This window comes from Paenibacillus aceris, from assembly GCF_017874035.1.
GTDB classification, from domain to species: domain Bacteria; phylum Bacillota; class Bacilli; order Paenibacillales; family NBRC-103111; genus Paenibacillus_E; species Paenibacillus_E aceris.
Genome location: NZ_JAGGKV010000001.1, coordinates 663,717 through 677,449, shown reverse-complemented (window position 1 = coordinate 677,449; position 13,733 = coordinate 663,717). Strand labels below are relative to the sequence as shown.

Here is a 13,733-nt window from a genome sequence, read left to right as displayed (position 1 = left end):
AGGGTGAAGGATGCGAATTTTACACACGGGTGACTGGCATTTTGGCCGGACGCTGGAAGGGCGCAGCCGTCTGGAGGAGCAATCCGCATTTGTAGACGAGCTTGTGGATATTGTCAAAGACCAGGAGATTGACTTGGTATTGATCGCAGGCGACATTTACGACAGCGTCAATCCTCCCGCAGCTGCGGAGCAGCTTTTCTATGAAAGCATTGCGAGACTTGCGGAGGGCGGAAAGCGCCATGTTGCTATCATAGCCGGCAACCACGATCATCCGGATCGTCTTGCCGCAGCAGGACCTCTTGCAGCGAAACAAAGTATTACACTGATTGGCTTGCCCGTTCCTGAGATCCAATCGATAGGAATTGCTCGCACGGGGGAGCTTGCCCGACTTATTGCACTTCCTTATCCATCGGAATCGCGCTTGAAGGAGTTGCTTTCGGATGTAGCGGAGGAAGAAGCGCTGCGCAGCAAATATTCGGAGCGAGTTGGAGCGCTCATCCGCAAACAAGCTGCTTTCTTTGAGACGGGGACTGTCAATCTGATTATGAGCCATCTCTATGTGCTTGGCGGCCTTGAGACGGAATCGGAACGTCCGATTCAAGTGGGCGGTGCCTATACAGTGGATACTGCGGCGCTTTCGGCAGGCGCGCAATATGTGGCTCTAGGCCATTTGCACAGGCCGCAAAATGTTAAAGCGGCTTCTCCTGTACGTTATTGCGGATCGCCTATTGCTTACAGCTTTTCGGAAGCTGGGCAGGCGAAATCCGTAACTGTGCTGGATTTGGTGCCTGGGCAGGCGGCTGAGCCCAAGGAAATTTTCCTGACCGCCGGTCGTCCCCTCGTAAGCTGGAAAGCCAAAGAAGGCATAGGTCAGGTTCACCAATGGCTCGAAGAGAAACGCGATGTGGCAGCATGGATCGATTTGGAGATCACAATGACTGAGGCGATGTCGATTGAACAAATTCAGTCCCTGCGCAAAGCCTATGACGGTTTCATTCATATTCGTCCGATCTATCCGGAAATGGAGGCTGTTAGGGCATCGGCGCCTAAGGCGGATCTCTCCATGGAAGAGCACTTCACGCGCTTCTATTCGCGACAAACCGGCGGGGCGCAGCCTGAGCCGGAGTTGATCCGGTTGTTTTTGGAGCTGCTGCAGGAAAAAGATTTGACGGATGCGGCAGGGGAGTAAATGCGTTAATCAAATAATGAAAGGAGGACGTGGGCATGCGTCCAATTCAGCTGCAAATGTCCGGGCTCCAAAGTTATCGGGAGCTGCAAACAATTGATTTTAGTCAATTGGTGGGTGCGGGCGTGTTTGGTATTTTTGGGCCGACGGGGAGCGGGAAATCGTCCATTCTCGATGCGATTACGCTATCGTTATACGGCAAAGTCGAACGAGCCAGCGGCGGCACGCAAGCGATCATGAATCATGCGGAGCAAACGCTGTTCGTTTCTTTCACCTTTGAGCTGACCAATGCAGCGGGAACTGAGCGTTATCGCGTAGAGCGGCAATTTAAGCGCGGGACGGAAATGTCGATCAACGGCACTATCGCCAGGCTGCTGCATGTTCAGGAAAATGAGACCATTGTTCTCGCGGATAAAGCAGGTGAAGTCAATCAGAGAGTGCTGCAAATTCTCGGCTTATCGATGCAAGACTTCACGAGGGCTGTCGTGCTCCCGCAAGGAAAGTTCGCAGAGTTTCTGACCTTGACGGGCAAAGACCGCAGGCAAATGCTGCAAAGACTTTTTCACCTTGAGCAGTATGGGGATCAATTAAGTGCCAAAGTAAGCTCTAAAGTGAAAGAAACGGACAGCACCGTGAAGCAGCTTGCTGCCGAACAGTTAGGTCTGGGCGATGCCTCGGAACTGGCACTGCAAGCAGCTAAAGACAGACTGCACGAAGCAGAGCATGAAGTGCTGAGAAGCCGGCTGCAATTAGAAGAGCAGGAAAAGTGCTTTGACGAGCAAAAGCAAATCGTTCAATGGCAGCAGGAGAAAGGTATACTCGAAGCTGAAGCGCAAAAACAACAGGAACAAGAGCCGCAAATCCGCGAGAAAGAGCTGCTTTTGGGGTATGCAGAGAAAGCCGAGAAGGTAAGGCCTTACTTGGAGCAGCATGAATTAGCCTCTAAGGACGTGCAAACGACGCAAACCTTGCTAGATGTTGAGAAGTTGAGCCAGCATAGGGCGGAGGCTTCTTACCAACAGGCGTCTGAACGATACGAACAAGCTCAGCAAGAGCTGTCGCTGAAAGAAGGTCCGCTTTTACTAAGGTTAGATCAGCTGCAGCAGGCACTTGTTATTCAGCAGGAGCTTGATCACGTTCAACAGCAGATACAGACCGCTCAGCACCAAGAAAATGAAGTGAAGGCTGCGCTTGCGACTCTTCAAGCGGATATCAAGAAAAGCACGGAGACGAAGCAAAAGGCGGTCCTAAAACAAACGGAGCTGAAGGATCAATTGAAGCTGGTGGAGACCAACACGGCAACCACACAGCTTCTGCACAAGGCGATTCAAGAGAAAAAGACGATTGAGCAGCTTCGAGATCAACAAAGCGAGGCCCAAAAAGCTAAGGACGAAAGGGCTCGTGGCCATGCTGATCAAGAGCAATATCAGCGTCATTTGGCTGACAAGCATCAAGCTATCGTGAGCAAGCTGCATGTATGGCGGGAACATTCGCATGAAATCAGCTTTGCGGCCGAGCAGCAAAATGTCTCATTAAATGCGTTCATTCCTGCTCTGCAAGTGGCTTTGGAGCACATGAAGCGGCGCTGGAAAATGGAAGAACGGCATGCATTGGCGGCGATTTTGGCAAGTGAATTAACGGATGGAGAGCATTGCCCGGTGTGCGGAGCAACAGAGCATCCGTCAAGGCACTTACGTTCTGAAGTGGCGGCACCAGGAGAAGAAACCGAAGTGCAGCTTCAGCAAGGGGAAACGCTGCTTCAACGCGCAAAAGAGCGCCAATTTACCTACCTGCAGCAATTGCAGCGAATAGCAACTGTCAAGCAACAAGCTGCTGAACTGGCGTCACAGTTTGCACAGGCACAGGTCCCATTAGTTGAACCTGAAGCGGGACAAGCATGGAAAGAAGCAGCTCCGGGTCTGGAAGAAGCTGCATCTGTACATATTTCAGAGTATCAAGCCGATCTAGGGTACTCGTTTTTCTTTGATAAATGGATGGAAATGGAAGGGGATCTAGCATCGGCGATGGCTCGTGCCGATGAGCTGGAGCAATCGTTTCAGACTTTATTGAAGGAGCATGCCAGCCATGAACAGCGGGCTGTGCAAGCAGCGGCCCAGCAGCAGGCAGCGGCGAGTTTGTTTACGGAAGCGGAGGCTAGGCTAGCAGCCGTTCAAATAGCGGTGAACGAGCGGTCGAGGCAGTGGCAGGAACGATATACGGAGCTTATTTGGGAAGCTGTAGACAATCAGCTTGAAAGGCAGCTTGCCAATGAACGGCTGGCCGAGGAGCTCCGCGGTCGCATTGAGAAGAGCATTCCCTTTCTCGATGAGTTGATCGTGAAGATCGATGAGCTCCAGCGTGCTGCGGCGGAGCAGGATCGTACCGCTCTGCAGCTGCACGAGCGGCTGCAGGGCCTTGCGCAGCTCGCCGCTGACAAGTCGCGGCAGCTGGCGCAGCGCGCGCCCGGCGCGGCTGTGCCGCAGCTCATCGCGGAGGCGACCTCCGCGCTGGAGCAGCTGCGGCTGCTCGCGCAGCAAACCAAGCTCGCGCACGCAACGGCGCAGCGCGAGCAGTCCCTGGCAGCGCAGCGCTACAGCGCCGCCGCCGAAGCAGCTGCTGCCGCGGCGCGGCAGCTGGCGCAGAGCGAGCGCGCGCTGCACGGCGCGCTCGCGGAGAACGGCTTCGCGTCGCGCGAAGCCGAAGCAGCTGCGGCGCTGGCGCCTGAGCAGCGCCGCCAGTGGGCGCTGCTAGCGGCGGAGCACCGCGAGCGAGAGCAGGCGCTGCGCGTCCAGTTGGCGCAGCTGGCAGCGAAGCTGCAGGGCCGCGTGCTGAGCGCGGACGCATGGGCGCAGACGCAGGCGCTGCTTAGCGCTGCGAAGGCTGCTGCCGATGCTGCGCTTGAGTCGCGCGCCAAGGCGGCCCAGGGCGCCAGCGAGCTTGCGGTGCGGCATGCGCGGTGGTGCGAGCTTGAGGCGCTGCGCGCGGAGCAGGCGAAGCAGCTGGAACGGCTTGGCAAGCTGCAATCTGTGCTCAAAGCGAATGCCTTCGTCGAATACTTGGCCGAAGAGCAGCTCATGCAGGTAAGCCGGGCGGCTTCCGAGCGGCTGGGCGAATTAACACGCCGGCGCTATGCGATTGAAGTCGACTCCGGAGGCGGGTTTGTCATCCGTGATGACGCCAATGGAGGCGTGAAGCGCCCGGTCAGTACGCTGTCTGGCGGCGAAACGTTCCTGACCTCCCTGGCTTTAGCTCTTGCGCTCTCAGCGCAAATTCAGCTCAAAGGCGAATATCCGTTGGAATTCTTCTTCTTGGACGAAGGCTTCGGCACATTGGACCAGGAATTGCTGGATATGGTGATTGGTGCGTTGGAAAAGCTTCACATGGACAGCTTGTCAGTAGGGGTCATTTCGCACGTTCCGGAGCTTCGAGCTCGTTTGGCTCGCAAATTAATCGTCCAGCCTGCTGAGCCTTCGGGTCGCGGGAGCCGAATTATGCTGGAGGAGCAGTAGACGGATCGTTTGTCTCTGTATGCACGCAGTAATTTCTAAAGCGATTATTGCTACATCTTGCTCCAAATTAACGGGACTGGGTAAAATCATCAAGCCGATTCGTACAAGCTGGCATACACTGCTACATCTTTTACGAAGAGGAGAATGGTGAATGGCTACATTTCATGAGGCCTTGAAACTCAAAAATAAAATTTCTCCTGTTTTATTGAAGCGTGCGGAGGTTGTTGCTGTTGGTGTTGGCTATGCGGATCCAAGCAAGCCGTCATTAGGTGCGGGTATCATTGTGTACACTCAGAAAAAGATCGTCCCTTCCAGCCTTCAAAGCCTCAAGGGTGTGCTCGCCAAAACCGGCACGGGAATTCCCATCCGTTTTGTGCCTTCCGGTGCGTTCAAGACGAACAGTGCGCTTCCCGAACCGAAAGCTGCTGCTATAGGCGGTTTTCAAGGTAGACACCGGCCTTTTCCGGGAGGTGTGAGCGTGGGAAAGGTGAGTCCTGACGCTACAGGAACAGGCGGTCTCATCGTTACTAAGAACCATAAGCTGTATATCTTGAGTAATAACCATGTGCTTGTCAAAAATAATTCTTCAGCCTCTGCTGCAACGGTGCAACCAGGACCGGCGGACGGCGGTGAGGCGGCAAAAGATACCGTTGGACGCCGCTTCCAGTTTGTCAAATTAGTCCCTGGAATCAACTTCCAGGATTCGGCGCTTGCGCGACCTGCTTTGAACAGCCTGCTCAATCCCAGATACTTGCTCAACTCATCCGGCCGACTCATTACGGTACCAGGTCATGTCTCTAGTTACCCTGTCGGTCAACAATTGATGAAGTCCGGCCGCACGTCGGGATTTGTCAGAGGAACGGTTGAGTCTAATCATGCGGATGTGCGAGTTACCTACGGTGGTGCGCTTGGCGTGTTGACATTCCGTAATCAATCGATTATTCGAGGGAATACAGGGCCGGTATCGCTTCCGGGAGATTCGGGCTCTGTTTGGCTTCGCTCCAGCGACCGGTTCGCTGCGGCGCTCAATTTCGCGGGTACGTCGGATGGCATGCGCTCGATCAGTAATCCGATTGGTCTCGTTATGTCCACCTATGGCTTGCGTACCGCAGTTCCGGTAGCGGGCGGCACGTTCAAGGCCGGTGCGATTAGAGGAATTGCCCCTAAGGGCAATCATTCGTACGTTCAGCCTTTGACGAAAGAACAACGCAATCGGATCCGTGTAGTATATTCTAAATCGTCACCTAAATCATGATGGTTATAAAAGGGGTGGACAGGAATTTATTCCTATCCAGCCTTTTTTAAATTTCTGTTCCCTGTGCTACTTTACCCGCTTTTGAACGTATCAAGTATAGGGTTATCACTTAAAGGTAGGCTGAAGGGAGTCATTTTTTCTTGATTATAATGAAAAAAAGAATTGGCGTCATGACGCTTGCCGTCGGCATATTATTAGCTGCTAGTTTGGCTGGCTCGCCTGCACCTGCTTATGCAGATATCGTATGGGATCACTGGCAAAAGGCGGAGTCGCTCAGCGCCAGCGGCAATAATGCAGAAGCGGTCTCTCATTGGCAATTTCTCGCTAACCACTATGGGAGTACCGGCGATTGGGAAAATGCAGCGCTTTTTTGCGGCAAATTAGATTCCTATTACGATGCCATCGGAGATTATGATGAGGCGATTCATTACTACGAGTTAGAAAACGAGTACTGGGTGAAAGCGGGAAAAGATTGGGGAGCTGTCAAGCTGCAGCGTGCCGATCAAATCCGGACAACCGTTGAACTATATCGCCAGGACCGCGATCAGACCGCTATTCAGAAGCTAGCCATGCCTAAGAATGGCCAACTAGCCAAGTTTGAACCTGCATTCGGTACATATTTGGGAATGTATTCTGAGCAAGATCCCAAGGTTGGCAATATGTTTGCGAAGACGGAATCCGTTTACGGTAAAAAACATGCGATATACTTGGCCTATGCCCATTGGGGACAAAGCTTCCCGGCAGCTTATGCGAAGAGAGCCAAAGACGCGGGAGGTGCGCTTCAAATTGCGTGGGAGCCTGACGATGGCTTAAATCCTGTAACGGATGGCGCGTATTTACGAAAGTGGGCACAAGACGCGAAGGCGGCGGGGATTCCGATCTTTTTACGTTTTGCGGGAGAAATGAATGGCGCTTGGGTGAAATGGCATGGGAACCCCGCTCAATATATAGCGAAATTTCGTATGCTGCATGATGTATTTGCTAGCGATGCCCCAAATGTCGCCATGGTTTGGAGCCCTGGGGATGTTCCTGCGAATGATATCGACCCCTACTATCCGGGTGATGCCTATGTAGACTGGGTTGGCGTTAGTTTGTATATTGAACCCTATGAAAACGGGGACCCGTCTTTGCCTTCCATGATCGCTACAAGCAGCGTGGAGAGACTGACGAGGCTGTACAATACATACTCCGATCGAAAACCGCTGATGCTTAGCGAGACGGGGGTACCGCATTACTCGCATTCGACTGAGGAAGATTTTACGGAATGGGCTAAACTTAACTTGCAGCGGCTTTATGAAATTATGCCCTACAAATATCCAAGGTTGAAGGCTATTACTTATTTTAATGTGAATCAAAACATGGACAACGCAAAAAATAACTACTCCCTGTCCAGCTCGTCTGACATCCAAAATTACTATACAAAACTGATTGCCAATCCATATTTGCTCTCAAAAGTGGCCGACTCTGCCAAACCAGCAGACGGCATTGGTTATGTGCCGGTCGACGCGGCCCATCAATCTTTTACGAAACAAACCAAATTCATTCCTTTTGTTAAAATACCCGAAGTGTACATTGGGAAAGTAGAGTACATTCTGAACGGACGAGTAATAGCGTCTCAGACCGAATTGCCTTACGGCTTGCAACTGCGCGCTGGAGATGTCCCGGAAGGTTCCGTTCTTCAGATTCGCGTGACGAACAAATCCGGCAAGCAAGTTGCATTGCGCACTTTTGGCATTTCTTCTCAGGTATCCGTGGAGATTGATGGAAAAGAGCAGATCTTCGAGCAAGCTCCTGTGATTGTGAACGGATCTACGCTAACACCGCTGCGTGCTATTTTTGAAGAGATGGGAGCGACAGTAGCGTATGAGGCGGTTACAAAAACGGTGACCGCGGTGAAAGGGAACACTACCGTACGCCTTACGCTTGATCAGAAAACCGTCTATGTGAACGGTCAAGCTGTTCAGTTGGAGGAGCCCGCTCGTCTTGTGAACGGCTACACGCTTGCTCCCGCCAGATTCGTTGGAGAAACATTTGGCGGCAAAGTGTCTTGGGAAGGCACAAGCCGAACAGTCACGATTACAAGAAAATAACTGCCTGCATACAAAAAAGCTGCTCCAGTCTCGACATACTGGAACAGCTTTTTTTATTTATGACCGGATTATACGCCTTGAAGAGCCTGCTGCACTTCTTGTACAACGGCTAAGGCTGCTGTGCGAGCGCTTGAGAATGCGCGTTCTGCAAGTTCGCCTTTGCCTGTACAGCCGTCACCGCAGAAGTAGAAAGGCACATTTTCCACGCGTATTGGCAGAAGGTGGTTGGTTGCAATGTTTTTGACACTTGATACCATTGCTTTCTTCGAAACCCGTTTTACCGCGGTTACATCGCGCCAGCCTGGATAATGTTTGTCGAACAGTGCTTCCATCTGCGTATTTTTATCTTCAAGATACGATTTGCGTTGCTCATCGCTTTCGAATCGATCGCTCAAGTAAGCGATACCTTGCAGCAGCTGCCCGCCCTCTGGCACCAAAGTGTGATCTGTTGCGGAAACATCGCTAATGAACAATTTGTTGTCCATGTCGCTGATATAACTAAAAGGTCTTGCCACCACTTTGCTTAATCCAACGTCATAAACCATGACTTCGGTAGCCGTATTTGATTCATAAGGGGCCAGGAATGGCTCCCAAGCTGTGCCTTTTAGCAGTTTGACAACTTGTTGTACAGGCATTGCAAAAATCACTTTATCGAAAGAAGCTTCGCGGTTTTTCGTTTGAAGAACGAACTTCCGATCCGCATAGCGCAAGCTTTCGACGCCCTCTTGAATGGCGATTTCCCATCTGCCGGATGTGGTGAGCTTTTGCTTAAGTTGATTGGTAATGACCGCCCAGCTTCCTAGAATATAGTTGACAGGCTTCGAGGAAAGGAACAGGTTATGATAGTATTCGCTGATTACTGCACCGGATACATTGCGGGCATCCTCTGGGGTGATGAAGAAGTTGGAACAAACGAGATGCTCCCACAGCTCCTTCACATCCTCGTCCGCATTGGACTCAGCGAGGTAATCGGCTAAGGTTGCGTAATTTTTCAAGTTATGAATGTTTGCAATGATCGCTGCGATTTCACCAACGAACCGCACTTTTTGAGCGGTGCTGAGCAGATCCGTTTTGAGAAGGTTAATAGCATCGAGCGGAGCGGTTGTAAGCTGATTATGCTTCGCGTAAACAACTTTGCGTTTATCGACTTGCTTGGAAGAGAAAGACAGTCCCAATTCTCGTTCCATGTTCGTGATGGTATGACGATCTATCCCATAGATGGCGTGCGCGCCATAGTTTAGCGTAAATCCAGCTTTTTCATAAGTAAATGCGCGGCCGCCAAGCTGCGGACTACGCTCAAAAAGAACGCCTTCGATATGCGGGTTCTCCGATAAATATGCGGCCGCGGTTAATCCGGCTAGGCCTCCGCCGATAATTGCTACTTTCATTTTGTTTTCCTCCTTGGGGACTGGTTCTACTTGCAGCGGTGTGTAAGGCTCGTTAGAACGAATGCCTGCCCACATCCAAGCTAGGTTGTTTTTCATCATGGAGAGTAAATCCGCATGTTCCTGATTGCACCAAGTTCGAATAGTACCGGCATACATGCAGACGAGCAGTTCGACTTTTCTAGGCTCAGGCAGCCAATGCAGCAAGCTTTCTGAGAGTACGTTCAATTGATGCTGCTCTTCCGTTTTTACGGTTTCATTTTGTAAGGATAATGCTTGTAAGCTTCGAATAAGACGCGGTGAAACGCGAATGTTAGACGCTAAGTCTAAAAATAAGCGATTGATGTGTCCTTCTAGGGACTGCACTTTGGAAGGAGGCTGCTTCACCCATTCTTGAATCAATTGGATTTGTTTGCTGTAAAGGTCGGCAATGATGGCATCTTTGCTTTTGAAATAATGGTAAAAAGTTCCCTTTGACGCTCGCGTTGCTGTAATAATGTCGTCGACAGACACATTCTCGTAACCTTTTTCCATAAACATGGATAAAGCGACGTCCATCATGACATCACGCTTTTTGCGGGTGGTGGCTCTCATGAATTGGCTCATCCGCTCACTCCATTCCAAACCATCGATTTATTCCTATTATATGCAAAAATAGACCCGTAGTCTATAAGTGAATTGACCGATGTCTAAAATGGTTGGAGGAAAAAATAATCTAAATGATTATTTACCGTGTGAAGGCGCTAAACGTAGTCTATACTTCAGTTTAGAACCACATGAGAGGATGAATTTAACACTTGATTAAAAAAGATTTAGGCTGGAATTCGTTTTTTGAAAAAGCATTTGAATCTTATCTAGAAGAAGGATACCAAGCTGGACGGGTGTCCTTGGAACATAAACATATGTATCGCGTTCTTACGGAATCCGGTGAAGCCTTGGCAGAGGTCTCAGGCAAGATGCGTCACCTTGCTGCACGCCGTGAAGATTATCCCGCTGTCGGGGATTGGGTTGTTGTGTCCGTACGGCAAGAGGAGCAGAGAGCGACGATCCATGCGGTACTTCCTCGTAAAAGTAAGTTTTCCCGGAAAGTCGCCGGTCAAGTCACGGAAGAGCAAATTGTAGCCACGAACGTGGATACCGTCTTTCTGGTCACTGCTTTAAATTTGGATTTTAATGTACGCCGTATAGAACGTTATTTGGTCTTGGCGTGGGAGAGCGGAGCCACTCCGGTTATCGTCCTTAGTAAGGCGGATCTGTGTGACGATCCGGATTCCCTGGCAGCGGAAGTTGCGGCTATTGCAGTTGGCGTTCCCATTCATATCATTAGCTCCGCAGAAAACCGCGGTCTCGAGGAACTGGCTCCTTATATTGCACCAGGCTGCACTGTCGCTTTGCTAGGATCTTCGGGAGTGGGCAAATCAACGATTGTAAACCGTATTTACGGCAAGGATATTCTAGAAACTGGAGATATCCGCGAAGGTGATGACAAAGGGAAGCATACAACAACACACCGGGAGTTGATTACGCTGCCTGGTGGAGGCATTCTCATCGACACCCCTGGTATGCGCGAGCTGCAGTTGTGGGACGCTTCAGAGGGCCTGAGCACGTCCTTTCAGGACATCGAAGAGCTCGCGGAGCAGTGCTTTTTCCAGGACTGCAAGCATGAGAATGAACCGAGATGTGCTGTCAAAGGCGCTTTAGAGGAGGGCAGTCTCCCGCAAGAACGTTTTTATAACTATGTGAAATTGCAGAAAGAACTCGCTTATTTGGCGCGCAAAGAAGATAAAGGACTTCAGGCCGCCGAGAAAACGAAATGGAAGAAGATTCATCAAGCTTTGAAAAGCCAACACAACCGCTAGTCCGTATCTGCATAATGACTCATGGGTTCGTAGTAGCCTTTTGCCTATTGCTGAATATGCTGTAGAAAAAAAGGAGGCATGAGCCCATGAAACATCCTGAAATGCATGAGATTTGCAAGAAACATATGTACCGCTATGTGATTGTCACAATGACAAACGGGGCGGTTTATGATGGCATTGTCGAAAATGTCGATGATGACAATTTATACTTAGCTGTGCCCCTTGGCGGCATGGATCAAGAACAGATGAGAGCATTTTTGCCCTATGGGTATCCCTCCCCGTTTTACGGCTATCCGTATCCCGGATATATATATGGCAGACGCCGATTTGCTAGGCAAGTACTACCATTAGCCGGATTGCTAGCTTTGTCATTACTGCCTTATTATTAATAGAGAATTCCGCGTCTGTTAAGAACCTTCTCAGCTGTGGCCGAGGCGTTTCTTTTTTTTGCTATTATTCCTTGTAAAAGGACGGATTGGATTGGATTTTTTCACGCGTTTCCGATAAAATTAAAAGTAGAGATTGAAAGAAAGCGGAGGGACAAGCCCAATTATGAGCGATTGTATTTTTTGCAAAATTGTTGCAGGGGAACTTCCCTCGAAAAAAGTGTATGAAGATGGCGAGATTCTAGCTTTTCATGATATCCAGCCGGCTTCACCCATCCATGTGCTTATTATCCCTAAGAAGCATATAGCTTCTTTGGCGGATGCCAAGGCGGAGGATTGGCCGTTGATGGGTCAAATGCAAGCGGCAGCCGCGCAAATTGCTAGAGAACTAGATGTTGAAGAGTCCGGTTACCGCGTCATTACGAATATCGGCGCAAATGCTGGACAGATTGTTCATCATATCCATTATCACCTGATGGCTGGGGCGCGGTTGTCTCCTTTAGGGGTTCATAATTAAGATCAACTTTTAGGAAACCAAAGGATTCGATTGACACCCTTAGTACTATCACCTATAATGAGATTTGATGAACCGTTTGATCCTAGATGGTCTGTTCGGAGGGAGGGAAATCTGTTGTCAGAAACTCGAGTTCGTAAGAACGAAACTATAGATGCTGCACTTCGTCGCTTTAAGCGTTCCATCGCTAAGGATGGCATTCTAGCAGAAGTTAAGAAACGTAAACATTATGACAAGCCTAGCGTTAAGCGTAAGCTTAAATCTGAGGCTGCTCGCAAGAGAAAGTTCTAGGAGGCAATATGAGCTTAAGCGATCGATTGAACGAAGATATGAAGCAAGCGATGAAGAGTCAGGACAAGTTCAAACTCTCTGTAATTCGAATGGTAAGATCTACGATTAAGAATTCTGAGATTGATCTGAAAAGATCCTTAGATGACAATGAAGTGCTTGACGTACTAACTCGTGAGATCAAACAGCGTAAGGATTCCCTCCAAGAATTTACGAAGGCCGGCAGAGATGATTTGGCCGAGAACCTGAAGGCAGAACTTGTTATTCTAGCTGAGTACATGCCGCAACAGCTTTCTGAGGAAGAAGTGAAAGCCATTGTACAGCAGACCATCCAGCAAATTGGTGCTTCTTCCAAAGCGGATATGGGCAAAGTGATGACGGCATTGATGCCTCAGGTCAAGGGACGCGCTGATGGTAAGCTTATTAATCAGTTAGTCCAACAATTATTGGGATAATACTTAAATATGTATGACAAGATCGAGCGGATGCTACATCCTCTCGATCTTTTTATTTTTCTTGCAAAACGAAACAGATTATTCCAAAGGACGTACATAATAATGATAAGGAAGAACAAGGAAAGGAGTGAAAGATGATGTTTGCAGAAAACTTATCGGCCTTTCTGACGCATCCGATTACAGCGACTGTACTCTTGATGGTTGGGATCATTGGAATCGCTTTAGAACTTCTTTTTTTTAGCAGCGGCTTACTTGCATTAGCGGGCGTTGCTGGATTCGGACTTTATTTTCTTGGGTTTTATTTGGCTGGTTTTGCTGGTTTTGGCGATTTGGCCGTATTCGGCATCGGTTTAGTGCTCCTTATTTTGGAATTGGTTGTTCCAAGCTTTGGTATTCTAAGTGTTTTGGGTGCCATTTGTCTCTTTGGCGGGGTGCTGCTGGCTTCTTCGAACCCGATGGATGCCGCGGTCATGCTGGGGATAGCGCTTTTGGTAGCGATCGTTGTGGTTGCTTTTGCCATCCGAACATTCAAGCATCGCGGAGTTTGGAATCGTTTTATTTTGAAGGAGCAGTTGACGACAGACAAGGGTTTTACCTCCAACCCGGATCGCTCCTATTTGGTAGGGATGACAGGGCAAGCGATAACCCCTCTCCGGCCGGCAGGAACAGCGATCATACAAGGAGAACGAGTGGATGTTGTGACGAACGGAAGCTTTATCCCGAATGCGAAGGAAATCATTGTCGTAGAAGTTGAAGGGGCCCGTGTTGTGGTGCGGGAGATTGAATCTAAACATACTTAGGAGGAA

General features: G+C 49.8%; 11 protein-coding genes. 10 read left to right on the top strand and 1 reads right to left on the bottom strand.

All coding sequences use genetic code 11. The annotated features are described in order from the left end of the window. Positions 1 to 10 precede the first annotated feature (10 nt). The 4 genes from J2Z65_RS03280 to J2Z65_RS03265 all read left to right on the top strand — a co-directional run bounded on the left by J2Z65_RS03280 (position 11) and on the right by J2Z65_RS03265 (position 8,040). Positions 11 to 1,189, top strand: coding sequence for an exonuclease SbcCD subunit D (locus tag J2Z65_RS03280; protein ID WP_167063541.1), 1,179 nt, complete (start codon positions 11 to 13; stop codon positions 1,187 to 1,189). Between the two features lie 35 nt (positions 1,190 to 1,224). Further along, positions 1,225 to 4,695 (top strand): SbcC/MukB-like Walker B domain-containing protein, encoded by a 3,471-nt coding sequence (locus J2Z65_RS35635; RefSeq protein WP_167063544.1) that lies wholly within the window; start codon positions 1,225 to 1,227, stop codon positions 4,693 to 4,695. Between the two features lie 151 nt (positions 4,696 to 4,846). Further along, on the top strand, positions 4,847 to 5,950 hold the full coding sequence (locus J2Z65_RS03270; protein ID WP_167063546.1) for a chymotrypsin family serine protease: 1,104 nt from the start codon (positions 4,847 to 4,849) through the stop codon (positions 5,948 to 5,950). A gap of 149 nt (positions 5,951 to 6,099) precedes the next feature. Then, positions 6,100 to 8,040, top strand: a complete 1,941-nt coding sequence (locus J2Z65_RS03265; RefSeq protein WP_167064319.1) for a stalk domain-containing protein — start codon at positions 6,100 to 6,102, stop codon at positions 8,038 to 8,040. 68 nt (positions 8,041 to 8,108) lie between these two features. Here J2Z65_RS03265 and J2Z65_RS03260 read toward each other — a convergent pair whose 3' ends face one another. Continuing rightward, entirely contained in the window at positions 8,109 to 10,019 is a 1,911-nt protein-coding gene (locus J2Z65_RS03260; protein WP_244999132.1) for an FAD-dependent oxidoreductase, read from the bottom strand. A 203-nt stretch (positions 10,020 to 10,222) separates the two neighbouring features. Here J2Z65_RS03260 and rsgA point away from each other — a divergent pair, with 203 nt between their 5' ends. From rsgA to J2Z65_RS03230, 6 genes are all read left to right on the top strand, one after another. Then, on the top strand, positions 10,223 to 11,284 hold the full coding sequence (rsgA, locus tag J2Z65_RS03255; RefSeq protein WP_193581051.1) for a ribosome small subunit-dependent GTPase A: 1,062 nt from the start codon (positions 10,223 to 10,225) through the stop codon (positions 11,282 to 11,284). Positions 11,285 to 11,370: 86 nt separating this feature from the next. Continuing rightward, entirely contained in the window at positions 11,371 to 11,673 is a 303-nt protein-coding gene (locus J2Z65_RS03250; protein ID WP_167063552.1) for a hypothetical protein, read from the top strand. Positions 11,674 to 11,836: 163 nt separating this feature from the next. After that, positions 11,837 to 12,187, top strand: coding sequence for a histidine triad nucleotide-binding protein (locus J2Z65_RS03245; protein WP_167063555.1), 351 nt, complete (start codon positions 11,837 to 11,839; stop codon positions 12,185 to 12,187). A gap of 114 nt (positions 12,188 to 12,301) precedes the next feature. Next, positions 12,302 to 12,475, top strand: a complete 174-nt coding sequence (rpsU, locus tag J2Z65_RS03240) for a 30S ribosomal protein S21 (protein WP_029195880.1) — start codon at positions 12,302 to 12,304, stop codon at positions 12,473 to 12,475. 8 nt (positions 12,476 to 12,483) lie between these two features. After that, a complete protein-coding gene (locus J2Z65_RS03235) occupies positions 12,484 to 12,927 on the top strand; it encodes a GatB/YqeY domain-containing protein (protein WP_167063558.1) in 444 nt (147 codons plus the stop codon). Positions 12,928 to 13,061: 134 nt separating this feature from the next. Continuing rightward, the gene (locus J2Z65_RS03230) at positions 13,062 to 13,727 is read left to right on the top strand and encodes an NfeD family protein (protein ID WP_167063561.1); all 666 of its coding nucleotides are present in this window, start codon (positions 13,062 to 13,064) and stop codon (positions 13,725 to 13,727) included. The last annotated feature ends 6 nt before the right edge of the window (positions 13,728 to 13,733 follow it).

Excerpts from the sequence above, each read along its gene's own strand:
- J2Z65_RS03245 (WP_167063555.1), top strand. The coding sequence starts at position 11,837 with ATGAGCGATTGTATTTTTTGCAAAATTGTTGCAGGGGAACTTCCCTCG.
- J2Z65_RS03230 (WP_167063561.1), top strand. The coding sequence starts at position 13,062 with ATGATGTTTGCAGAAAACTTATCGGCCTTTCTGACGCATCCGATTACA.
- J2Z65_RS03235 (WP_167063558.1), top strand. The coding sequence starts at position 12,484 with ATGAGCTTAAGCGATCGATTGAACGAAGATATGAAGCAAGCGATGAAG.
- J2Z65_RS03265 (WP_167064319.1), top strand. The coding sequence starts at position 6,100 with ATGAAAAAAAGAATTGGCGTCATGACGCTTGCCGTCGGCATATTATTA.
- J2Z65_RS03260 (WP_244999132.1), bottom strand. The coding sequence starts at position 10,019 with ATGAGAGCCACCACCCGCAAAAAGCGTGATGTCATGATGGACGTCGCT.
- J2Z65_RS35635 (WP_167063544.1), top strand. The coding sequence starts at position 1,225 with ATGCGTCCAATTCAGCTGCAAATGTCCGGGCTCCAAAGTTATCGGGAG.
- J2Z65_RS03280 (WP_167063541.1), top strand. The coding sequence starts at position 11 with ATGCGAATTTTACACACGGGTGACTGGCATTTTGGCCGGACGCTGGAA.
- J2Z65_RS03250 (WP_167063552.1), top strand. The coding sequence starts at position 11,371 with ATGAAACATCCTGAAATGCATGAGATTTGCAAGAAACATATGTACCGC.
- J2Z65_RS03270 (WP_167063546.1), top strand. The coding sequence starts at position 4,847 with ATGGCTACATTTCATGAGGCCTTGAAACTCAAAAATAAAATTTCTCCT.